Origin of the sequence: Streptomyces canus (assembly GCF_030816965.1) — a bacterium.
Classification (GTDB): Bacteria; Actinomycetota; Actinomycetes; order Streptomycetales; family Streptomycetaceae; genus Streptomyces; species Streptomyces canus_E.
In genome coordinates this window covers 6,449,198-6,470,259 of the sequence record NZ_JAUSYQ010000002.1, presented here as the reverse complement: position 1 = coordinate 6,470,259, position 21,062 = coordinate 6,449,198, and the positions used below count along the sequence as shown (strand labels likewise).

At 70.1% G+C, this 21,062-nt stretch carries 19 protein-coding genes and 1 pseudogene; 8 read left to right on the top strand and 12 right to left on the bottom strand.

Annotation, left to right across the window (positions count from 1 at the left end; all coding sequences use genetic code 11):
- The gene (locus tag QF027_RS30835; protein WP_306977026.1) at positions 1–771 is read right to left on the bottom strand and encodes a group II truncated hemoglobin; all 771 of its coding nucleotides are present in this window, start codon (positions 769–771) and stop codon (positions 1–3) included.
- A gap of 386 nt (positions 772–1,157) precedes the next feature.
- Here QF027_RS30835 and QF027_RS30830 point away from each other — a divergent pair, with 386 nt between their 5' ends.
- Positions 1,158–1,298, top strand: coding sequence for a hypothetical protein (locus QF027_RS30830; protein WP_307078370.1), 141 nt, complete (start codon positions 1,158–1,160; stop codon positions 1,296–1,298).
- A gap of 65 nt (positions 1,299–1,363) precedes the next feature.
- Here QF027_RS30830 and QF027_RS30825 read toward each other — a convergent pair whose 3' ends face one another.
- The 5 genes from QF027_RS30825 to QF027_RS30805 all read right to left on the bottom strand — a co-directional run bounded on the left by QF027_RS30825 (position 1,364) and on the right by QF027_RS30805 (position 9,287).
- Complete coding sequence (locus QF027_RS30825; RefSeq protein ID WP_306986556.1) at positions 1,364–4,687, bottom strand: S8 family peptidase; 3,324 nt, start codon at positions 4,685–4,687, stop codon at positions 1,364–1,366.
- 200 nt (positions 4,688–4,887) lie between these two features.
- A complete protein-coding gene (locus QF027_RS30820; RefSeq protein WP_306977031.1) occupies positions 4,888–5,571 on the bottom strand; it encodes an ABC transporter ATP-binding protein in 684 nt (227 codons plus the stop codon).
- A gap of 231 nt (positions 5,572–5,802) precedes the next feature.
- The gene (locus tag QF027_RS30815; protein ID WP_307078368.1) at positions 5,803–7,269 is read right to left on the bottom strand and encodes an ABC transporter permease; all 1,467 of its coding nucleotides are present in this window, start codon (positions 7,267–7,269) and stop codon (positions 5,803–5,805) included.
- A gap of 193 nt (positions 7,270–7,462) precedes the next feature.
- Complete coding sequence (locus QF027_RS30810) at positions 7,463–8,728, bottom strand: L,D-transpeptidase (RefSeq protein WP_306977036.1); 1,266 nt, start codon at positions 8,726–8,728, stop codon at positions 7,463–7,465.
- 214 nt (positions 8,729–8,942) lie between these two features.
- Entirely contained in the window at positions 8,943–9,287 is a 345-nt protein-coding gene (locus QF027_RS30805) for a hypothetical protein (protein ID WP_306977038.1), read from the bottom strand.
- 130 nt (positions 9,288–9,417) lie between these two features.
- Between QF027_RS30805 and QF027_RS30800 the strand changes: the two genes are divergently transcribed.
- Positions 9,418–9,699 carry an LPXTG cell wall anchor domain-containing protein gene (locus tag QF027_RS30800; protein ID WP_266568632.1) on the top strand — a complete coding sequence of 94 codons (282 nt, stop codon included), beginning with the start codon at positions 9,418–9,420 and terminating at the stop codon, positions 9,697–9,699.
- A 64-nt stretch (positions 9,700–9,763) separates the two neighbouring features.
- Positions 9,764–10,555: a hypothetical protein gene (locus QF027_RS30795; RefSeq protein WP_307078366.1), complete on the top strand. Its 792-nt coding sequence runs from the start codon at positions 9,764–9,766 to the stop codon at positions 10,553–10,555.
- 49 nt (positions 10,556–10,604) lie between these two features.
- Here QF027_RS30795 and hutH read toward each other — a convergent pair whose 3' ends face one another.
- The 3 genes and pseudogenes from hutH to QF027_RS30780 all read right to left on the bottom strand — a co-directional run bounded on the left by hutH (position 10,605) and on the right by QF027_RS30780 (position 14,728).
- Entirely contained in the window at positions 10,605–12,143 is a 1,539-nt protein-coding gene (gene hutH / locus QF027_RS30790) for a histidine ammonia-lyase (protein ID WP_307082548.1), read from the bottom strand.
- Positions 12,144–12,362: 219 nt separating this feature from the next.
- A pseudogene (locus QF027_RS30785) lies at positions 12,363–13,331 on the bottom strand (diguanylate cyclase domain-containing protein); the annotation flags it as partial.
- 593 nt (positions 13,332–13,924) lie between these two features.
- Positions 13,925–14,728, bottom strand: coding sequence for an enoyl-CoA hydratase/isomerase family protein (locus QF027_RS30780; RefSeq protein ID WP_306977045.1), 804 nt, complete (start codon positions 14,726–14,728; stop codon positions 13,925–13,927).
- 200 nt (positions 14,729–14,928) lie between these two features.
- On the opposite strand from QF027_RS30780, the gene QF027_RS30775 reads away from it, so the two are divergent.
- The gene (locus tag QF027_RS30775; RefSeq protein WP_307078363.1) at positions 14,929–15,561 is read left to right on the top strand and encodes a hypothetical protein; all 633 of its coding nucleotides are present in this window, start codon (positions 14,929–14,931) and stop codon (positions 15,559–15,561) included.
- Here the strand turns inward: QF027_RS30775 and QF027_RS30770 are convergent.
- Together QF027_RS30770 and QF027_RS30765 are read right to left on the bottom strand one after the other, a co-directional pair.
- On the bottom strand, positions 15,558–16,652 hold the full coding sequence (locus QF027_RS30770) for an adenylate/guanylate cyclase domain-containing protein (RefSeq protein ID WP_306977049.1): 1,095 nt from the start codon (positions 16,650–16,652) through the stop codon (positions 15,558–15,560). The two genes, QF027_RS30775 and QF027_RS30770, sit on opposite strands and share 4 nt — an antisense overlap.
- A 213-nt stretch (positions 16,653–16,865) precedes the next feature.
- Complete coding sequence (locus tag QF027_RS30765) at positions 16,866–17,729, bottom strand: biotin--[acetyl-CoA-carboxylase] ligase (protein ID WP_307078361.1); 864 nt, start codon at positions 17,727–17,729, stop codon at positions 16,866–16,868.
- 111 nt (positions 17,730–17,840) lie between these two features.
- Here QF027_RS30765 and QF027_RS30760 point away from each other — a divergent pair, with 111 nt between their 5' ends.
- From QF027_RS30760 to QF027_RS30745, 4 genes are all read left to right on the top strand, one after another.
- Positions 17,841–19,433 (top strand): acyl-CoA carboxylase subunit beta, encoded by a 1,593-nt coding sequence (locus tag QF027_RS30760; RefSeq protein WP_307078359.1) that lies wholly within the window; start codon positions 17,841–17,843, stop codon positions 19,431–19,433.
- A 17-nt stretch (positions 19,434–19,450) separates the two neighbouring features.
- Positions 19,451–19,660 (top strand): acyl-CoA carboxylase epsilon subunit, encoded by a 210-nt coding sequence (locus QF027_RS30755; RefSeq protein WP_306977056.1) that lies wholly within the window; start codon positions 19,451–19,453, stop codon positions 19,658–19,660.
- 74 nt (positions 19,661–19,734) lie between these two features.
- Entirely contained in the window at positions 19,735–19,863 is a 129-nt protein-coding gene (gene mmpB, locus QF027_RS30750) for a morphogenic membrane protein MmpB (RefSeq protein WP_306977058.1), read from the top strand.
- Positions 19,864–19,867: 4 nt separating this feature from the next.
- The gene (locus QF027_RS30745) at positions 19,868–20,488 is read left to right on the top strand and encodes a nucleoside triphosphate pyrophosphatase (protein ID WP_306977060.1); all 621 of its coding nucleotides are present in this window, start codon (positions 19,868–19,870) and stop codon (positions 20,486–20,488) included.
- Here QF027_RS30745 and QF027_RS30740 read toward each other — a convergent pair.
- Complete coding sequence (locus QF027_RS30740) at positions 20,457–20,978, bottom strand: hypothetical protein (protein ID WP_306977061.1); 522 nt, start codon at positions 20,976–20,978, stop codon at positions 20,457–20,459. The two genes, QF027_RS30745 and QF027_RS30740, sit on opposite strands and share 32 nt — an antisense overlap.
- Between the last annotated feature and the right edge of the window lie 84 nt (positions 20,979–21,062).

The window sequence follows — 21,062 nt, the reverse complement described above, 5'->3', positions numbered from 1 at the left end:
TCAGCCCTGGTACGGCGGCGCCGCTCCCCAGTTCCACTTCGGCACCGGCTGCTCCGCGGGTGGCTTGGCGTCCGGTCCTGAGAAGTGGACCGCGAGCCGGGTGCCCCACTCCACGTAGGCGAGGAACGCCGAGCGGAACTCCGCGTCGGTGGGCAGGCCGGCCTCGTCGGCCGCGTCCTGGATGAGGTTCACCCAGCGGCGGCGCTGCTGCTCGGTGATGTCCCGGCCCAGGTGCTTGGCGACCATGTGGCCGTGGCCGCCCTGGGTCTCGGAGTAGGCGGCCGGACCGCCGAAGACCTCCGCGAGCCAGAGGGCCACGTGCTCGGCGTGCTCGGGGGCCAGCCCCGCGAACACCGGGGCCAGGAGATCGTCGGCGAGGACCTTCTCGTAGAACACCGTGGTGAGCCGACCGAAGGCCTCCGCGCCGCCCGCCCATGCGAACAGGGTCGGGACGGCGGCGCCCCGGCCGCGGACCGTCGTCGGTTTGTAGTGGCGCATCTCCTCGATGTTCTCGATGTACGGCCGGATCTCGGCGAGGAAGTCCGGGAACAGCTCCGACGTGCGGAAGCCCTCCAGGTGGTCCTCGGTGGAGGTCCAGGTGATGCGCAGGACGAAGTGCTCGAAGTCCTCCTCGCAGCGCGCCAGTTCGTAGTCGACGCACTGCGGGGCCGCCGCCAGCTGGGTCGCGGCGTGCGTGTAGGCGGACAGGAACTCCGCCGAGCGGTCTTCCGGGATGCGGTAGCGGATGTACTCGACGGTCTCTGTGGTCATGGCCTCACACAAACACGGAGCCCTGCCGGAAGCTCCCCTTCCGACCCGGAGTTCGCTGTGGGCTCACCCCGGGCCGCGCCGGACCACGGTCACGTCGAGTTCCAGGGCCACCTTCCCGGCGATCATGCCCCGCCCCCAGGTGATCCCCCAGTCCCTGCGGTCGAGGGTGTCCCTGGCCGCGAACCCGGGCCCGCGGGCACCCTGGCGTCGCTCTCGGTGCCGGTCCGCTCCAGGTCGAGGACGACCGTCCTGGTCACGCCCCGCACGGTGAGGTCGCCGGTGAGCCGGAACCCCGGACCGGCCGGTTCCACGGCGGTGAGCCGATCGCCCGCTTCCTGGCCGGTCTCGTCACCGGGGCGCCCGAGCCGGCCCTTGTGGAACGCACGGTGAACGGCCGACCGGGCCTGGTGGTCCAGGTGGACGACACCGTTCAGGCGGTCCTCGCCCTCGATGTCGGGGACGACCGGGTCACCCGTATCCGGGCGGTACGGAATCCGGAGAAACTGCGGCCCTGTACGGCGGGCTGAGGCACGGAGAAGGCCCGCCGGAAGCGGTGCTTCCGACGGGCCTTTCCCTTACTGCGTCCTACAGATCACTTCGCGTAGTACGCGTTGTAGATCGAGATCGTCGACTTGTTGCCCTTCTTGTCGGCGATCTTGGCGTGGAAGGAGATGGCCTTCCCCTTCGCCGGGTTCTTCACGGTGATCTTGCCGCCCGAGACCGTGACCTTCTTCCAGGTCTGGCCGTAGTCGTACGACACGTACACCGCGAGGGACTTCAGGTTGGAGCCCTTGGCGGAACCCTCGACGGTCAGCGGGATCTTGACCGTCTTACCGGCCTCGACACGGCTGTCCAGACCCGTGGCCGCGTTGAAGCGGACCATGGAGGCGGGCAGCTTGGTGAGGTCTGCCGTCTTCTTGGACGCGAACGTCCAGCTGGCGTCGATCCGGGTGGAGGCCGCCGCGACCTTGACACTGCGCTTGACCGAGGTCGTCAGCTTGTACGAGGCCTGGCCGGCCGGGACCTTGAACGTCTTCTCGCCGAACAGCGGGTCGTCGTTCGAGCCGACCTTGACGCCGTTCTTGTACAGCGTGGTGTTCACCGAGGTGAACACCGAGGAACCGGCGTGGCTGTTGCTGTCCGCGAACAGCGGGAGGTAGCCGAAGATCTCGTTGCCGTCGCGGTACAGACCGAAGTCGGCGTTGAGATGCGGACCGAAGACCGCGGTGTTGAAGGTCTTCCCGTACGACTTGCCGCCCTTGAAGGACTGGGCGGCACCGAGGGTGTAGTACGCCTCGGAGACCGGGAAGCCGTCCTGGTCGACGCCGCCGGTCTGCTCGAAGTCCATCTGCCACTTCACACCGCTGAGGGTGGACAGGTGCAGGGTGCGGGTGCCCGGCAGGGTCTGCTGGATCCCCATCGAGGAGGCGGAGAAGGAGCCGGGCAGCCAGCCCACGGCGTTGATCGAGCCCTTCTTGCCGCTCGACGCCGCGCCCATGCCGACCTTCACCTTGGCCAGCTCGCTCGCCTTGTAGTGCTTGGTGTAACCGGTGGCGAACTGCTTGACCTTGCCGCCGGCGACGGTGTCGTACTGCTCGGTGGCGCCCTTGCTCCAGTGGCCGTCGAACTGCTCGGTGAGCGAGCCGTCGGTCACCTGCGGACCGATGTGCGCGGTGTTGAAGCCCGTGTACGAGTCCAGGAACCAGCCGAAGCCGTAACCGCCGTCGGGCGTCTCGATCTGGAAGCCGGGCGAGGCGAACTCCGACTTGGCGGCCGCGTCCGGCACGGTGATGTCGACCGGCTTGGCCTTGCGCGCGTCCAGGGTGACCGTCGTGCTCTTGGTGACGTTCAGCTTCGGCTGGACCATCCAGTCGGTGCCCTTGGTGACGTCCTCCGGGTCCACGAAGGTCGTGGTGCTGAGGACGTAACCGCCCTTGGGCACACGCACGGTGACGGTGCCGTCCTCGTCGTACGGCGAGTACCACTTGCCGTTGCCGAGGCCGGAGATACCGCTCAGGTCGCTCGAGTAGTTCTTGGTCGGCTGACCGTCACGGCCGAGGACCTTCAGCGTGACGTCGTACGACTCGACCTCGCGCTGCACCGCGGCCGCCGTGCGGACGGTCTGGCCGCCGCCCGTCGCGGTCACGTACGCCGAGTAGGCACCGTCGAGCGTGCCGCCCAGCTTCGTGTTGACGATGAGGTCGACGGAGGCCTTGCCGCCGTTCGCCGGGACCGTCACCGTGGTGGCGCCCAGCTTGAAGAAGCCGGCCGGAGCGGCCTGGCCCTTCGGGTTGGTGGCCGTCGACGACAGCTTCAGCGTGACGTCCTTCGTACCGAGGTTGCGGTACGTCACCTGCTTGGTGTCCGGCTTGTCGTCGGTGTGCGGCCACTGCTGGGTGCCGAAGCTCACCGACACCGGGTCGGCGACGACGGTCTGCGTGATGGCCTTGTCGACCTGGATACGGCCCGAGCCCTGCTGGAACGGGGTGTACTTGCCGCCCTTGGCGGAGCCCGTCAGGGCGCCCTTCAGCTCGGCGTAGCCCCAGTCCGGGTGCTCCTGCTTGAGGATCGCCGCCGCGCCCGCGACATGCGGGGTCGCCATCGACGTACCGGAGATGGTGAGGTAGCCGGCCGGCTTCTCGCCGACCTCCTTGTCGATGAGGCTGCCGGGAGCGGCGGCCGCGGTGATGTCCACGCCGGGCGCGGTCACGTCGGGCTTGATCTGCCCGTCGAGGCCGGGGCCGGTGCTGGAGAAGGAGGCCAGCTTGTCCTTGTCGTCGACCGCGCCGACGGTCAGGGCGGAGGCCGCCGAGCCCGGGGAGCCGATGGTCTGGTCGCCGAAGCCGCCCTCGTTGCCGGCGGCGATGGCGAACAGGATGCCCTTGGTCTGCGAGAGCTTGTTGACCTCGGCTTCCAGCGGGTCGATCTCCGGGGTGTCGCCGCCGCCCAGGCTGAGGTTGACGACGTCGGCGCCCTGCTCGGCCGCCCACTCCATGCCGGCGAGGATCTCCGAGTCCTCGCCATAGCCGTCGTCGCTGAGCACCTTGCCGTTGAGCAGCTTGGCGCCCGGCGCCACACCCTTGTACTTGCCGCCCGACTTCGCGCCGGTACCGGCCGCGATGGAGGCGACGTGGGTGCCGTGGCCGAACTTGTCGGTCGCGTCGGCGGAGGTGGAGAAGTTCTTTGCCGCGATCACCTGGTCCTTGAGGTCCGGGTGGGTCGCGTCGATGCCGGTGTCCAGGACGGCGATCTTGACGCCCTTGCCGTTGTAGCCCTTGGCCCAGGCGGTCGGGGCGCCGATCTGCGGCACGGACTTGTCGAGGCTGGCCTTGCGGACGCCGTCGAGCCAGACGTGCGCGATGCCGGAAGCGGTCTTGTCGCCGTTGGTGACCGCGTCCCACAGCTCGGGCGCGTCCTCCTTCGGCGTCTGTACCGCGTCGGCGTTCAGGGAGGCCAGGGTGTGGCGGAGCGTACCCGCGTCCCGGACGTCGCCCTTGGCCGCGCTCGCCGCGCCCTTGTAACCGACGATCACCTTCAGTCCCTTGCTCTGGGACTTGCGGGTGGCGGCCTTGTTGAGCTCGGTGACGTCGAAGAGCCGCTGGTCGAGCTTGCCGGTCGACACCAGGCGGACGACGTCGGACGGCAGCACATAGGTGTGGCCGTCGGCCTTGCGGAGCTGAACGGGTATGTGCTCGCGGCCCTTCGCGGGCTCCAGGCCCACCACGCGGCCCTTCGCGTCCACGACGACGCGGTCACCGGTGATCAGGGTGATGCGGTGCTTGGGCGTGAGCTGCGCCTTGTTGGTCTGCGCGACGCTCGCCGTCTGCTGCGAGTCCGCCGACGCCGGGCTGGTCATGCCCGCCGCGAGCGCTACCGCGGCTGCCGTGGCGATCGTCGCCGCGCATGCCTTTTTCACTTGTCTGCGCAAGTTTCCCCCTTGCAGAAGGACCGGGTGAAATCCCCGTTCACCCGGCCGAGGGGAGACTCGCACGCATATACGTGCACCCCCCGGTGCTCAAAGTATGCCGAGGGGTGATCACGACCTCAATAGACAACTGCCTGACAGCAAAGTCTGTTACAAGACTGCCGGGTTCACGGGGAGTTGAGGTGCCCGGTTCAGGAGGCGGCGTTCTCCTTCACCGTGATCCTGCCCTTGCGGATCGTGGCGAGACGCGGGGCCTTCTTCGCGATGGCGGAGTCGTGGGTGACCATGATGAAGGTCAGCCCCAGCTCCTTCCACATGCGTTCGAGTACGTCCATGATCTCGTCGCGCATCGACTCGTCGAGGTTGCCGGTGGGTTCGTCGGCGAGGAGCACCTTCGGCTGCTTGACGAGGGCGCGGGCGATGGCGACGCGCTGCTGCTGGCCGCCGGACAGCTCGGAGGGCAGATGCCTCAGGCGCTCCCCGAGCCCGACGGAGGTGAGGGCCTCGGCCGCCCGCTCCCGTCGCTCCTTCACCTTCACGCCGAGGGGTACGAGGGCGGTCTCCACGTTCTCCTGGGCGGTGAGGGTGGGGATGAGGTTGAAGGACTGGAAGACGAAGCCGATGTTCTCGCTCCGAACCTTGGTGAGCCTGGCCTCCGACAGCTTGGCCAAGTCGGTGCCGTCGAGCACGACTTCGCCCTCCGTGGGCTTGTCCAGTCCGCCGAGCATCTGGAGCAGGGTGGACTTGCCGCCGCCCGTGGGGCCCTGGATGACGAGACGGTCCCCGTCGGCGATGGTGAGGTCGACACCGGCGAGCGCGTCGACGGTGTCCTTGCCTCGGGTGTAGCGCTTGGTGACGCCTCTGAGTTCGTACATGGTGAGCTCCTGGGGTGGTGGGTTCGGGGTGGTGCGGGTCGTTGTCGGCTGCGGGCCGGTGGACGCCGGCCGCGCAGATCCCCGCGCTTTTGCGGGGCACGGTGGGGGCCGGAGTGACTGAACCCACCCGGGGGCGCGGGGAACTGCGCGACCGGCCACGACGCTCCCCCAACGGCGAGACCGCGGGGCGAGGCACATCCGTGGGCGCATCGGCACCGCAGCCGACGCCCGCTACTCGACGCGGCGCAACGCGTCCGCCGGCCGCAGCCGGGACGCACGCCAGCCCCCGAACGCTCCCGCGATGAGACCGCCCGCCACCGCCAGGCCCACCGCGATCGCCACGGTCGTGAGACTGACCGGGGCCGTCAGGGCAACGTCCAGCGTCTTGGCAGCCACCTGGCGACCGGGGCCGCCGAAGCCACCCCCACCACCGGGACCACCGGCACCGCCACCGCCACCGCCCAACTGCGCCTGCAGTGTGGGGCTGATGGCCGTCACGACGTACGCCCCCGCGAGACCGAGCGCGATACCCAGCGCACCGCCCAGCAGCCCGTTGACCATCGCCTCGCCGACGACCTGCCGGGTCACCCGCCCCGACTTCCAGCCCAGTGCCTTGAGCGTGCCGAACTCCCGCACCCGGCGTGAGACGGCGGACGAGGTCAGCAGACCGGCGACGAGGAAGGCCGCGACGAGCACGGCGATGGACAGCCACTTGCCGACGTTGGTGGCGAGCGAGGAGGCCGTCGACAGCGACCCCGACACCGTGTCCGCGAGATCCGCCGAGGTCGTCACCGTCGTACCCGAGATGTTCTTCTGGATCGTCGACTTGACGGAGTCGATCTTCTGCGAGTCGGTCGCCTTGACGTAGATCGTGGTGACCTTGTTCTTCGAGTCGCTGAGGGTCTGCGCCTGAGCGAGGGGGATGTAGACGTTGGCGGCAGCGTCCCCGCTGTCCGCGGTGGCGATACCGATCACCTTGAACTTGACGCTCTTGATGGTGACGGTGGAGCCGACCTTGAGCTTCTTCTCCTTGGCGTACGCGGAGTCGACGACGGCGACCTTCGCGGCGGTCTCGGCCGACGTGAACGTACGTCCGCTGGTGATCTTGGAGGAGGTCAGCGGGCCGAGGGCCGCCTTGGTGACGTCGGTGCCGAAGACGGAGTAGCTGTTGACGTCGAAGTTGGCGCCACCGCCCCGCACTTCACCCTGAGGCGGCCCGCTGCCGCCGCCGTTGCCTCCGGGACCGCCCTGCTGGTTGCCGCCGTTCTGGTTCTGCTGGAACTGTCCGCGAGTGAACTGCCCGCTCACCTTGATGACTTGCAGACTCAGCCCGCCGACCGCGTCCGAGACCCCGGTCTGCTGGTCGACCTTGGTGACCGTGGAGGTGGACAGGGTCTGGAACCCCTGCACCAGGACCCGGTCGCTGCTCTGCTCCGAGTCGGAGCCGTTGTCCTGCGCGTCGAACTGGAAACGCGGCCGCTCCGACGAACTGGCCTGTGGCTGGGCGGCCTTGGTGACCGTCATGTCGGTGCCCAGCCCGTACAGCGACTGGAGGACCTTGTCCTGGGCCTTCCCCATGCCGGACGACACGGAGCTGACCACGATGACCAGCGCGATCCCGAGCGCGAGCCCGGAGGCGACGACGAGGGCCGCCTTTCTGCGGCGGCGCAGTTCGCGCCTCAGGTAGGTGAAGAACATGGCCGCAAGCTAGGTACGGCGCGTGATGACTGGATAAGGCACACATAAGAGCTGCATGAGAAGGCTGTCCGTGAGCCAGGGATGAGCCCGGACGAGCCTGTCAGAAACGCGGCTGCGGTGGACTGTCCGAAAGGTGAGGGCGGCCACCCGATCGGGTGGCCGCCCTCGAGCGACCTGTGTCAGCAGTCGGACGTCAGACCGCCGACCCCGCCTTCCAGTCCGCCCAGTTCAGGTTCCAGCCGTTGAGGCCGTTGTCCGGGGCCACCGTCTTGTCGCCGGTGTTGGAGACGACCACCACGTCGCCGACGATCGAGTGGGTGTAGAACCAGTAGCCCGCCGTGCCGGTGTCGTTGGCGCCCTTGGTGTCGGACAGGCCCACGCAGCCGTGGCTGGTGTTCACGTTGCCGAAGACGGACTTGGCGCCCCAGTAGTTGCCGTGCACGAACGTGCCGGAGTTGGTGAGCCGGATGGCGTGCGGCACGTCCTTGATGTCGTACTCGCCCTTGCCGTCGTCGTCGGTGAAGCCCACGGTCGCGCCGTTCATGCGCGTCTCCTTGAACTTCTCGGACATCACCATGACGCCTTCGTACGTCTTGTTCTCCGGCGAACCGGCCGAGATCGGGATGGTCTTGATCGTCTGGCCGTTGTGCGTGATCTTCATCTGCTTGGTCTTGGCGTCGACGTACGAGACCTGGTTGCGGCCGATCTTGAACGTGACCGTCTTCTGCTGGACGCCGTAGACACCGGAGGCGCCCTCGACACCGTCGAGCGCGAGCTTCAGCGTGACGGTGGAGTTCTCCTTCCAGTAGTCCTCGGGGCGGAAGTCGATGCGGTTGGCGTTGAACCAGTGCCCGACGACCTCCTGACCGCTGCTGGAGGAGACGGTGATGCCCTTCTGGACGGCCGCCTTGTTGCTGATCGCCTTGTCGAAATTGATCGACACCGGCATGCCCACGCCGACCGTCGAGCCGTCCTCCGGCGTGAAGTTGCCTATGAAGCTGTTGGCCGGGGAGACCGTCGTGAACGAGGCGTTCTCGTGGGCCACGAGCCCGTCGGTGTCCTTGGCCTCCGCGGCGACCTTGTAGGTCGTGGAGCGCTCCAGCTGGGTGTCGGGCTTCCAGCTGGTCTTGTCGGCGGACAGCTCGCCGGCGATCTTCGTGCCGTCGGTCGTCGTCATCGTCACGTCGGTGAGCGTGCCCTTGCTCACGGTGACGGCGGCGGAGTTGTTGATGGAGGCGTTGTCCGTGCCGTCCTTGGGCGTGATCTTGATCTCGGCCTGGGAGCTCTTCTTGGCCGCCGCTTCGTCGGCCTTGGCCTGCGAGGTGTCGCCGCCGCTACCGCTCGAGGAGGAGTCGTCGCCACCGGAACAGGCCGAGAGCACCAGCACCCCGCCGAGCAGTGCGGACGCGACCGTCAGGCCCCTGCGCCGCTTACTGACCGTCATCACACGCTTCTCCATCGTTGCCGAATCCCAGAAAACCCGAGAGCCCGAGAGTCCCCGTCAATAAAACCTAAACGCTACGACCGGTTCGTCCCGTTCCACCTTCTGAGAAGATGTGGGGCACACCACGTCCGCTGTGGCGGAGGGTGTGTCTGTCGGTGCGTGCGACCCCTGAGACGACGAAACCCCGGACGGCGGTTGCCGCCCGGGATCACGATTTCCCCAAGCGCGCTCAGCCGACGGCCTCTTCTTCCTCGTCGTCCCGGACATCATCCTCGTCGAGGTCCCAGTCCGGCGAATCCGGGTCGTACTCGATCCGCTCACTGCTCCAGGAGGCCTGGGCGAGTTCGACGCCCGACAGGTCCCCCACCAGGTCGAACGGGTCCACGAGATAGGCCAGGGCCTCCGCAGTGTCTTCCGTCACAGCGCCCTCGGCGTGCGCCCGCTCGTCGTCCGGCATGTCCGGATCCTCCGCGATCCGCGCCAGCGCGGCCCGGGTCACGGCGTCCTGGTCGTCGACCTCCACGACGAGTTCCACCCGAAGCCGTACAAAACGTGATGTCTCTTCAGTGCTCATGCTCGGAGCGTAAAGCCCACCGCTCCCGTGACTTTCCCGTGACCCGCGCCTTTCACTAACATCGCCCCACACGGCCAATTCGCCAGCACCACAAGGGGATCGATATTCCGTGTCATCCGTTCGCCGTCCGTTGCTGACCGCCACCGCCGCGGGGACCCTTCTGGGTGCCCTGTGGTTCGTCCCGTCCGCCAACGCGACCCAGGACAGTCCGGCGAGAACAGAGCCGTCCCCGCAGGTCACGGCACAGGCGCGGGTCACGACCACGAGCGCGGAGACGTCCGTGGACGACACCCGGCTCGCCGACACCGGCAGCTTCGACACCACGCCGTACGTCGTCGGCGGCACCCTGTTCCTCACTCTGGGTGCGGGCTTCGTCGTCTATTCGGTGCGCCGGGAACGGCTGGGCTTCTGAAGCCGCTTGGGCTCCGCTTGAACCTGCTTGACGATTTCTTGGCGCACCGTTCATAGTCCGCACCATGAAGAGATCATCGAGGGCGCGCATAGGTGCCACGGCGACCGTGAGCGTGCTGTCGCTCGCCCTCATCACAGGATGCGGCGGGGGTTCGGACGACGACTCCAAGGAGTCCGGGACGTCCAAGGAGACCGGTGCCGCCTCCTCCTCGAGCACGACCACGGCCGCGAAGGCGCTCAGCGCGGCCGAGTTGAAGAAGCTGTTCCTCGCCAAGAGCGATGTCGCGGGGTACGAGGTCGACACCGCCGACGACGGCACCCTGCCGAAGTCCAAGAGCGAAGTGAAGACCGACAAGACCGAGTGCGCCCCGCTGGCCCACGCCATGGCGGGTCTCGCGCCGGGCGACACGGACGCGAGCGCGAGCTACACCGTCACGAAGATCCCCACGGCCACCACGACCCCGGACAAGGCCTCCCTCGAGGACGCCCTGAACGTCGAGATCACCTTCGTGGGCCTGTCCTCCTACGACGGCGACGGCGCCGAGAAGGCCGTCACGTCCGTCTCCGACGCCATCGCGGCCTGCTCCGGCGGCTTCACCATCACCGCCCAGGGCGAGAAGCAGAAGGTCACCGAGGTGGCCTCGGTGAAGGCCTCCGGCAAGGGCGACGAGTCCGTCGCGTTCTCCGTCGCCTCCGACATGGACGGCGAGGGCACGGCCACCATCAACACCGAGGTGGTCCGCGTCGGCAACGCCGTCTCCTCGTACTACACGGTGAACTTCGCCTCGTTCGACAGCGGCAAGGCGGCCCCCGTGCCGACGGCCGTGATGGACGCCCAGCTGACCAAGCTCAAGTAACCGCCGCGAGGGCCCTGTTCGGTCGTACGGCGAACAGGGCCCCGTCTCCTTACAGCAGCGGCCCGGTGACGGCCTCCACCGCCGACACCAGCCGTCCCTCCCGTACGAACACGTCGGCCGCGGCGAGGTCGGGCGCCAGGAACCGGTCGGGACCGGGACCCTCGACACCCGCCTTGCGTACGGCGCTGATGACGGCCTGCGTGGCCGGCGCCGGGCTCAGGCCCTCGCGCAGCTCGACGGCGCGCGAGGCGGCGTAGAGCTCGACGGCGAGGACCCGGGTGAGGTTGTCGACGGCGGTGCGCAGCTTGCGCGCGGCCGACCACCCCATCGAGACGTGGTCCTCCTGCATCGCGGACGAGGGGATCGAGTCCGCGGACGCCGGTACGGCCAGCCGCTTCAACTCGCTGACCAGCGCGGCCTGCGTGTACTGGGCGATCATCAGTCCGGAGTCGACGCCGGCGTCGTCCGCGAGGAACGGCGGCAGCCCGTGGGACCGGTTCTTGTCGAGCAGCCGGTCGGTGCGCCGCTCGGCGATCGACGCGAGATCGGCGACGGCGATGGCGAGGAAGTCGAGGACGTAAGCGACGGGCGCGCCATGGAAGTTGCCGTTGGACTCGACGCGACCGTCCGGCAGGACGACGGGGTTGTCGACCGCGGACGCCAACTCCCTCTCCGCCACCAGCCGCGCATGCGCCATGGTGTCCCGCCCGGCCCCGGCGACCTGCGGCGCGCAGCGCACGGAGTAGGCGTCCTGGACCCGGGGCGCGTCGTCCTGGTGATGCCCGGTGAGCTCCGAACCCTGCAGCACGGCCAGCATGTTGGCGGCGGAGGCCCCCTGCCCCGGATGCGGCCGGATGGCGTGCAGTTCGGGAGCGAGCACCTTGTCGGTACCGAGCAGGGCCTCCAAGGACAGGGCGGCGGTGATGTCGGCGGACTTGTAGAGCATGTCCAGATCGGCGAGCGCCATGACCAGCATCCCGAGCATGCCGTCGGTGCCGTTGAGAAGGGCGAGCCCCTCCTTCTCCCGCAGCTCGACAGGCTCGATCCCGTGCTCGGCGAGCAGCTCACCGGCAGGCCGGACCACACCGTCGGGCCCCTCGGCGTCCCCCTCCCCCATGAGCGTGAGGGCACAGTGGGACAGCGGCGCGAGATCGCCGGAGCAGCCGAGCGAACCGTACTCGTGGACCACCGGCGTGATCCCGGCGTTGAGCACGGCGGCCATGGTCTGCGCGACCTCGGGCCGCACCCCCGTGTGTCCCGAGCAGACGGTCTTGAGCCGCAGGAACATCAGCGCCCGGACGACTTCCCGCTCCACCCGCGGCCCCATCCCCGCGGCGTGCGAACGGACGATGTTGCGCTGCAGTTGGGCGCGGAGCTCCTGGCTGATGTGCCGGGTCGCGAGGGCACCGAAACCGGTGCTGACGCCGTAGACGGGCTCGGGCTTGGCCGCGAGGGCGTCCACGATGCCGCGGGCCGCGGCCAGAGCGGCGACCGCCTCCTCGGAGAGCTCGACGCGGGCACCGTCTCGTGCCACGGCAAGGACGTCGGACGCGGTGACCCCGGACGTCCCCACCACCACAGTGTGCATATCCATATTCAGGAGCGTACGCATTGAATTCCAGGATGTCACTACTGGGTCGGGGCTACGCCCCTTACACGTACACGCCCCCTCAGGGCAGTCGCCCCCGGAACTGCCGCCGCTCCGGGCGGGCGTCTCCCCGGAAGGAGCGGCATCGGCCAGCCGTACGACGGGATCGTCGGGCCCTGCCCGCCCCGCGACGACGGGCTTGACGGCGCGTTCGGCCTTGGCCCGGTACTGCGCGGCGTCGGCGAGCCGGAACAGCCGCCGGGCGGACTGAACGGGCCCGATCGGATCCGCGGTGGAGGCGACCCCACAGGCCACTCCCTCGCCCAGTTCCAACTCCCCGGCCCGCCGGCAGAGTTCATCGGCCGCCCTGACCACGTCGTCGGCGGACGGACCGACGGCGAGCAGACAGAACTCGTCCCCGCCGAGCCGCGCGGCGAGGGCGCCCGGCAGCATGGCCCCGCACAGCGAGAGCACCGAGCCGAATCGTTCCAGCAACCGGTCGCCCACGGCGTGCCCACGGGTGTCGTTGACCCGCTTGAGCCCGTTCAGATCACACACGACGAGGCTGACGACGACACCGTCCCTCTTGTGCCGGTCGACGGCCTCGTCGAGCCGCGCATCCACGGCACGGCGATTGGCGAGCCCGGTCAGGGCATCCGTGAACGCCAGCCGTCTCGCCTCCTCCAGCCGCTCCGCCTGGGCGATTCCGGCGGCGACCACGGCGGCCAGAACGGTGGCGAAGTCGGCGTCCTCCCGCCCGAAGACGGGGGCACCGGCGGGCCGGGCGACATACAGCTCCCCCCACGCCCGCCCGTTCAGCACGATCGGAGCGACGACACAGCTCCCACGCCCCCTCCTGCGCAGCGCGGCGACCCGCTGATGCACATAGCCGGGCCGTCCCCCGGCCGCGGGACCCTCCGCCGTCTCGACCCACGCGTTGGGCTCGCCGCCCCCGGCCCACCGCTCGTGCAGAAACTCGGTGATCTCCGGGAACTGGTGCACGGGGTAGGCCTCACCGTCGGGAAACTCCTCCTCGCCGGCGGCCAGCTCCCCCACGTTCACCAGCACCCTGAGCCGCCCGAGCTCCCGCTCCCACACGGACAACGCGGCAAAACTCCCCCCGAGCGCACGGCACGCCCCAGCGGCGGCAGCCCGCCACGCCTCCCGCGAGCCATGGGCCGCCGCCATGCCCTGAGCCAACGCCACGACGGCGGCCAGCCGGATGTCCTCACCCATCACTCCAGGCTAGGGAGGATTCGGGTGGGGGCCCGGTTGTGGTTGGGCCGTTCGAGAACGCGGTCAGCCGCGCTGGGCTCGGGCCGGGCGCCTACGGGGGTGCCACGCCGGGTTGTCGGGCGGCTGCGGGTCCGTTGTGGCTGGTCGCGCCCCGCGGCGGAGCCGCTGATGTCACAGCCCCGCGCCCCTGGGGAGCTGCAGTCACCCGCATGACGACGGACCGTCCACCACCGCGCGCACCACGACGGACCATTCGCCGCACCGCGCGCCACGACGGACCGTTGGCCGCGTACGGCGCGCAGGGGACGGGGTGGGGTGTCCGCCCGCAGCGGCCGGCGTCCGTCATCCAGTACTGCTCAATCGACAGCAACCGCCGGACCGAGGACGGACACCCCCCACCCCGGCCCCGACCCACCCACCGAACCCCACGCGCTACACCAGCCCCCACCGGGGCCGCACCTGCGCCGCAGGCATTCAGGGGCGCGGGGAACTGCGCACAACGCCCGCCCCCACCAAACCCGCACAGGCCGCCGCAGGCACCCCCGTCAAACCGCCGGAGGCCACCGCGGCGCCCGGCGCTCGTTGAACGCCGCCACGCCCTCCGCCCGGTCCCCCGAGAACGCCACCGCCCGCCATGCCGCGTCCTCCACCTCGAGCCCGGCCCGCAGGTCCAGCCCCTGCCCGAGCCGCAGCGCCCGCTTCGCCGCACGCAGCCCCACAGGCGAGTTCGCGGCGATCCGAACCGCCAGCGAAAGCGCCTCCGCCCGGTCCTCCCCAGCCTCCACCAACTGATCCACCAGCCCCAGCCGGTGCGCCTCCTCCGCCTCCACCCGCCGCGCGGTGAAGATCAGCTCCGAAGCCCGCGCCGCCCCCACCCGCCGAGGCAGCAACTGCGTCCCTCCGCCCCCGGGGATCACCCCCACCGACACCTCCGGCAACCCCACCACCGCCGTACGGTCGGCCACGATCAGGTCGCATGACAGCGCCAGCTCGAACCCCCCGCCCAACGCGAACCCGTGCACCGCGGCGATCGTCGGCACAGGCAACTCCAGCACCCCCGTGTACGCCCCCCGGGCCACCGGTCGCTGCCGCAGCAGCTCCGCGTCACTGAAGGAGTTCCGCTCCTTCAGATCCGCCCCGACACAGAACGCCCGCTCATGCGTGGAGGTCACCACGACGACCCGTACCCCCTCATCACCCCCCAGCGAGGCACAGGCGGCGGCGACGGACCGTGCCATCTCCGTGGAGACCGCGTTCATCGCCTTGGGCCGGTCGAGCACCAGCTCGGCGACACTGCCCTCCTCATGCCGCCGCACCAGCACGAACTCCCCGAACCGCTCCTCACCCATGGCACCCTCCCGGTTAACGCGAGTTAACAAGAACGCTTCCGATCATCGCAGCCCCACCCCCACCGCGAAAGGTTCCCGCCGACCCACCCGACACCCCGTACGAGTGACATCCCGCCCAACTCCTCACCCACCGCCCACAGCAGCGCACAACGTGCGCCCCGCCACGGCGCACGGGGGCGCAGGCGCACAGGGGAGGAAGCATGACGGCGACGATGACCACGGCGGCAACGGCGACGGCGACAGGACTGGCGGACGGCACCAGCACCGGCACCGACACCACCCGCCTGTTCGGACCGCGCGGCCGCCACCGCAAGCCCCGCCCCCGCAAGGTCCTGCTCGCGGCGAGCGGCCTCACCCTCGCCGCCGGCGCCCTGAGCCTCGTACGGATGCCCCCTGCCGCGGGAGTGGGCGGCTTCGGCGCGGCGGAGGCGAACCCGCAGGCCGCCCCGGGCGTGGACACGGACATCGACACCGGCACGGACCGAGCGACGAACGCCGCCGCGACCGTGGGCTCCGTACCGCAGGCGAGCCCGTCGTCGACCACGGCGATGGGCGGGATCTCCGCGACGCGCACACCGGTCACCTCGTCGGCCCCGCCGTGGTCCGCGACCGCCGTACCCCTACCCCTCGCGGCGGCCCCCACGACGATCCCGGAGGCACCGAACACCCCGGCACCGACCGCCACGGCGTCCACCACGCCCCACGCACCGGCGGCGACCACGGCCCCGCAGCCGGCCCGGACCACGCCCACGCCACAGCCCACTCACCCGACCCAGCCCGCACCCGGCCTGTGCGTACCGGTCATCGGCCTGTGCGTGCAGCAGCGCGGCTAGGAGGGGGTCCCGTCCCTGCGGGTCAGCAGCCAGGGCTCGACGACGCCGAGTCCACGCACCGGCCGCTGCCACATCGGCTGGAGCGCGAAGCGGTACGTCGGCGGCTCCTCGCCCTCCTTCTCGGCGGTGGCCGCGGCCTCGGCCGCCTCGGCCTCGGAGGCGGGCGCCTCGCCGGAACGGATCAGCTCCTCCGCGAAGGCGCTGTCGACGAGAACGGCGTCGCGGGGAGCTATCGAGGTCAGCCGGGAGGCGAGGTTCACCGTCGTACCGAAGACATCGCCCATACGGGTGGTCACCGTGCCGAAGGCGATGCCGACGCGCAGCTCGGGCATGGTCTCGTCGTTCGCCATGGTCTCGATCAGCCGCAGGGCGATCTCGGCGGCCACCGCCGCGTCGTCGGCCGCGTACAGCACCTCGTCACCGAGTGTCTTGATGAGCCGCCCGCCGCGCGCGGCGACGAGGTCGGCGGCGGTGGTCTCGAAGGCCTCGACGAGTTCGCCGAGCTCCTCCTCCTCCATACGGCGGGTCAGCCGCGTGAACCCGACGAGGTCGGCGAAGCCCACACACAGCCGCCGGTCGACCATCTCCTCGTCGTCGGCGGCCTGCACGACCCGCCCCGCCGAGGCGGAGAGCTGGCGGCGCCAGACGTAGACGAGGAACTCCTCCAGCTCGGGCAGGAGCAGCTCGATGATCGGGTACGTCACCTCGGTGCGGGTCATGCCCGGCTCCGGGGGGTCTGTCAGGCCCTCCAGGAAGGAGTCGATCTGCCACTCGGCGAGCCGGGCGGTGGTCTGCCCGGTGGACCGTGCCACCTGCACGGCCATGGCCTCGCTCAGCAGCCCCGCCTCGACGAGACCGGCGAGCCGGCGCAGCGCGAGGACGTCCGCCTCGGTGAAGGCCTTGGCCTGCCCGACGTCGGCGAAGCCCATCGCCCGCCAGAAGCGGGTGGCCAGCTCCATGGAGACACCGGCGGTGCGAGCCGCCTGAAAAGGGGTGTAACGCCGCTCTGCGCCGAGGATGAGCTGCTCGAGACGCACGGCGAGCGGGTGCGGGGTCGCGTCCGCGCCGGAGCCCGTGTCGTCTGCGGTCACGCCTGCTGCCCTTCCGATCTGTCACGGTCAGGTATCGACCGGCCTCAACTGTACGGCAGGTGTGCGCCAGCTCACGTCCTCGCTCCGCCAGGTGGAACCGACAGACCGTGAGTGGCTTGCCTCTCTGGTCGGCCGCGGGGGCGTCGTGGCTGGTCGCGCCCACGCGGCGGAGCCGCCTGTCGATACAGCCCCGCGCCCCTGGGTAGGCCACGTCTACGCCGGTCGCAAGTGCACGATGTCTCCTGCCCCGACCGGCTCCTGCACCCCTTCCTCCGTCGCGATCACCAAGCGGCCGTCGCCATCCACCGCCACCGCCTCCCCCACGGGCGAACGATCTCCTGGCAGCTCGGCCCGCACTGTACGTCCCAGCGTCGCGCACCCCGCCGCATACGTCTCCTGGAGGCCGCTCACCGCCGGATCGCCCGCCGCCGCGCGCCAGCGGTCGTACCACTCCTCCAGGGAGCGCAGAACGGCCCGCAGCAGGGGGTCCCGGTCCGTGCTCACCGCCCCGGCCAGCACCAGCGAACCCGCCGTCGGTACCGGCAGCTCGTCCTCCCGGAGGGTGACGTTGATGCCGACGCCCACGACGACGCCGCCCTCGCCCGCCCGTTCGGCGAGGATCCCGCCGGCCTTGCGTTCCTCGCCGCCCACGGTCACCAGGAGGTCGTTGGGCCACTTGAGGGCCGTGTCCACGCCCGCCGCCCTCGACAGGCCGGTCGCCACCGCCACCCCCGTCAGCAGCGGCAGCCAGCCCCAGCGGGCCACCGGCACGTCCCCGGGCGTCAGCAGAACGGAGAAGAACAGCCCCGACCTCGGCGGCGCGGTCCACTGCCGGTCCAGGCGGCCCCGGCCCGCGGTCTGCTCCTCGGCGACGAGGACCGCGCCCTCGGCCGCCTTGCCCGCGGCGGCACGGGCGACCAGGTCGGAGTTGGTGGAGCCGGTGCCGGCCACCACCTCGATCCCGGACCACAGCCCGCCCTCCCGCACCAGCCCGCGGCGCAGCGCGGCCGCGTTGAGGGGCGGCCGGTCGAGGTCCGACCAACGGCTGTCGTCTCCTGAAACATCTCGCGGCGTCATGCAAGCCACCCTAGGTGTGTGAAACGCCGCACTGCTGATTGGTGGGGGCACCACTACTCTACGGATGAGTAACCGTCCCCCCTTTTGAGCAGGCAGGGAGCCGCGATCCCGATGTCCGAGCCGGAAGCGACCGACATTCACACCACCGCGGGCAAGCTCGCGGATCTCCAGCGTCGTATTGACGAGGCGACGCACGCCGGCTCCGCACGCGCCGTCGAGAAGCAGCACGCCAAGGGCAAGCTGACGGCCCGTGAGCGCATCGAGCTCCTCCTCGACGAGGGTTCCTTCGTCGAGTTGGACGAGTTCGCCCGGCACCGCTCCACCAACTTCGGCCTGGAGAACAACCGCCCCTACGGCGACGGTGTCGTCACCGGCTACGGCACGGTCGACGGCCGCCCCGTCGCCGTGTTCTCCCAGGACTTCACCGTCTTCGGCGGCGCCCTGGGCGAGGTCTACGGCCAGAAGATCGTCAAGGTGATGGACTTCGCGCTGAAGACCGGCTGTCCGGTCATCGGCATCAACGACTCCGGCGGCGCCCGGATCCAGGAGGGAGTGGCCTCCCTCGGTGCCTACGGCGAGATCTTCCGCCGCAACACCCACGCGAGCGGTGTCATCCCGCAGATCAGCCTGGTCGTCGGTCCCTGCGCCGGCGGAGCCGTGTACTCCCCGGCGATCACCGACTTCACGGTCATGGTCGACCAGACCTCGCACATGTTCATCACCGGCCCCGACGTCATCAAGACGGTCACCGGTGAGGACGTCGGCTTCGAGGAGCTGGGCGGCGCCCGCACCCACAACTCGGTGTCCGGCGTGGCCCATCACATGGCCGGGGACGAGAAGGACGCCATCGAGTACGTCAAGCAGCTGCTGTCGTACCTGCCGTCCAACAACCTCTCCGAGCCGCCGGTCTACCCGGAGGAGGCGGACCTCGCGATCACCGACGAGGACCGCGAGCTGGACACGCTCGTCCCGGACAGCGCGAACCAGCCGTACGACATGCACACGGTCATCGAACACATCCTCGACGACGCCGAGTTCTTCGAGACGCAGCCGCTGTACGCGCCGAACATCCTCACCGGCTACGGCCGGGTCGAGGGCCACCCGGTCGGCATCGTGGCCAACCAGCCGATGCAGTTCGCCGGCTGCCTCGACATCACCGCGTCCGAGAAGGCGGCCCGCTTCGTCCGCACCTGCGACGCCTTCAACATCCCGGTGATCACCTTCGTCGACGTGCCGGGCTTCCTCCCCGGCGTCGACCAGGAGCACGACGGCATCATCCGCCGCGGCGCCAAGCTGATCTACGCCTACGCCGAGGCCACGGTTCCTCTGATCACGGTGATCACCCGCAAGGCCTTCGGCGGCGCCTACGACGTCATGGGCTCCAAGCACCTCGGCGCGGACCTCAACCTCGCCTGGCCGACCGCCCAGATCGCCGTGATGGGCGCCCAGGGCGCGGTCAACATCCTGCACCGCCGCACGATCGCGGAGGCGGAGGCGGCAGGAGAGCTGGAGGCGACCCGCGCCCGCCTGATCCAGGAGTACGAGGACGCCCTCCTCAACCCCTACATCGCGGCCGAGCGCGGCTACATCGACTCCGTGATCATGCCGTCGGACACCCGCCGCCACGTGGTCCGGGGCCTGCGCCAGCTGCGCACCAAGCGCGAGTCCCTGCCCCCCAAGAAGCACGGCAACATCCCCCTCTAGCCCTGCCGGGAGCCGTCATGAACATCAAGGTCGTACGGGGTAACCCCACCCCTGAGGAGCTCGCCGCCGCCCTGGCGGTGGTCCGGGCCCGCGCCGCGGCGGCGACGACAACGCCGTCCGGCGCCGAGGAGCAAAGCGCCGCGTGGTCCGACCCGTCACGGATCGCGGGCCACCGCCTGCCCCAGCCAGGGCCCGCCTCGTGGGCGCGCACCTACTGGCCGGGGTAGGGCGGCTCACCCGTCGGAGAAGTTGAGTACGCGTACTCAGGCGCCCTCCCGGAAGTCGCCGCACGCTGGAAACCATGCTGTGGTCCGACCCCGAGAACGAACCTCCCAAGGAACTGCGCGACACGCAGGAGATGCTTCGGCGTCTGAGCATCTTCCTGGCGCTGGCCATGGTGCTCGCGATGATTGTGATCGGACTAGGCTGACCGCATGACCGACCAGCCGCGCCGACGACTCGTCCTGGCCTCCCAGTCACCCGCTCGCCTGAACCTGCTGCGGCAGGCCGGCCTCACCCCCGAGGTACTCGTGAGCGGGGTCGACGAGGACGCCGTCACCGCCCCCACCCCCGCCGAGCTCGCGCTCGCCCTCGCCGAGGCGAAGGCCTCCGTCGTGGCCGCGAAGCCCGAGGTCAAGGGTGCGCTGGTGATCGGCTGCGACTCGGTGCTCGACCTGGACGGCCAGGCACTGGGCAAGCCGGCCGACGCCGAGGAGGCGACGGCCCGCTGGAAGTCCATGCGCGGGCGCGCGGGCACCTTGCAGACCGGCCACTGCGTCTACAACACGACGAGCGGCCGGTATGTCTCCGGCGTCGCCTCGACCGTCGTCCGCTTCGGCGAGCCGACCGACGACGAGATCGCCGCATACGTCGCCTCCGGCGAACCCCTCTACGTCGCGGGGGCGTTCACCCTGGACGGCCGCTCGGCCCCGTTCATCGAGGGCATCGACGGCGACCACGGCAATGTGATCGGCCTCAGCCTCCCGCTGCTGCGCCGGCTGCTGGCCGAGCTCGGCGTCGGCATCACGGAGTTGTGGGCGCCGGCGGCGACGTGACCGGCGAGCCGCCGGCCCCCTGAGGCCTCTCCGGCTCCTTGGCGCCCTCGGGGCCACCCGGACCCTGCGCGTCCTGCGGCTCCGCCGCCACCGGCCCTCGCCGTGCGTCGTAGGTCACCAGCACGAGCACGATCAGCCCGAGCATCACGATCATGAAGAGGAACTGGGGCCAGCCGATCAGCGCCCACGCGACCGCGCCCAGCAGGGCGTGCACCACGGCCGCGCTGATCAGCAGGACCCGGCCGAGCCCGGCGGGCTGCCGGTCGCGCACCGCCACCAGCAGGGCGACCAGTGCGCACAGCGCGAAGTAGAGGCCGAAGACGATCCCGCCGATCTTCGAGGACATCGACATCGCGTCCGGGTCCAGACCGGCCAGCGACATGTTCTGCGCGTCGACGAGGTTGCCCATGAGCCAGTTCAGCATCGCCACGCCGAGAGCCTCGACGAAGAGAACGACCGCCACGATCCACGCCACCGGCCTGCGGATCACCGGTCCCCACCCACTTTCGAGCCGTGTTCTGGCTACCAGACGTACGTTCAATACAGCGCGAACGCTACTAACGGGTAAACCCGG

Bases quoted from the DNA above. Each gene is read 5' to 3' on its own strand.
- QF027_RS30835 (WP_306977026.1), bottom strand. From the start codon at position 771: ATGACCACAGAGACCGTCGAGTACATCCGCTACCGCATCCCGGAAGAC.
- QF027_RS30820 (WP_306977031.1), bottom strand. From the start codon at position 5,571: ATGTACGAACTCAGAGGCGTCACCAAGCGCTACACCCGAGGCAAGGAC.
- QF027_RS30815 (WP_307078368.1), bottom strand. From the start codon at position 7,269: ATGTTCTTCACCTACCTGAGGCGCGAACTGCGCCGCCGCAGAAAGGCG.
- QF027_RS30810 (WP_306977036.1), bottom strand. From the start codon at position 8,728: ATGGAGAAGCGTGTGATGACGGTCAGTAAGCGGCGCAGGGGCCTGACG.
- QF027_RS30805 (WP_306977038.1), bottom strand. From the start codon at position 9,287: ATGAGCACTGAAGAGACATCACGTTTTGTACGGCTTCGGGTGGAACTC.
- QF027_RS30795 (WP_307078366.1), top strand. From the start codon at position 9,764: ATGAAGAGATCATCGAGGGCGCGCATAGGTGCCACGGCGACCGTGAGC.
- hutH (WP_307082548.1), bottom strand. From the start codon at position 12,143: ATGCACACTGTGGTGGTGGGGACGTCCGGGGTCACCGCGTCCGACGTC.
- QF027_RS30780 (WP_306977045.1), bottom strand. From the start codon at position 14,728: ATGGGTGAGGAGCGGTTCGGGGAGTTCGTGCTGGTGCGGCGGCATGAG.
- QF027_RS30775 (WP_307078363.1), top strand. From the start codon at position 14,929: ATGACGGCGACGATGACCACGGCGGCAACGGCGACGGCGACAGGACTG.
- QF027_RS30765 (WP_307078361.1), bottom strand. From the start codon at position 17,729: ATGACGCCGCGAGATGTTTCAGGAGACGACAGCCGTTGGTCGGACCTC.
- QF027_RS30760 (WP_307078359.1), top strand. From the start codon at position 17,841: ATGTCCGAGCCGGAAGCGACCGACATTCACACCACCGCGGGCAAGCTC.
- QF027_RS30755 (WP_306977056.1), top strand. From the start codon at position 19,451: ATGAACATCAAGGTCGTACGGGGTAACCCCACCCCTGAGGAGCTCGCC.
- mmpB (WP_306977058.1), top strand. From the start codon at position 19,735: ATGCTGTGGTCCGACCCCGAGAACGAACCTCCCAAGGAACTGCGCGAC.
- QF027_RS30745 (WP_306977060.1), top strand. From the start codon at position 19,868: ATGACCGACCAGCCGCGCCGACGACTCGTCCTGGCCTCCCAGTCACCC.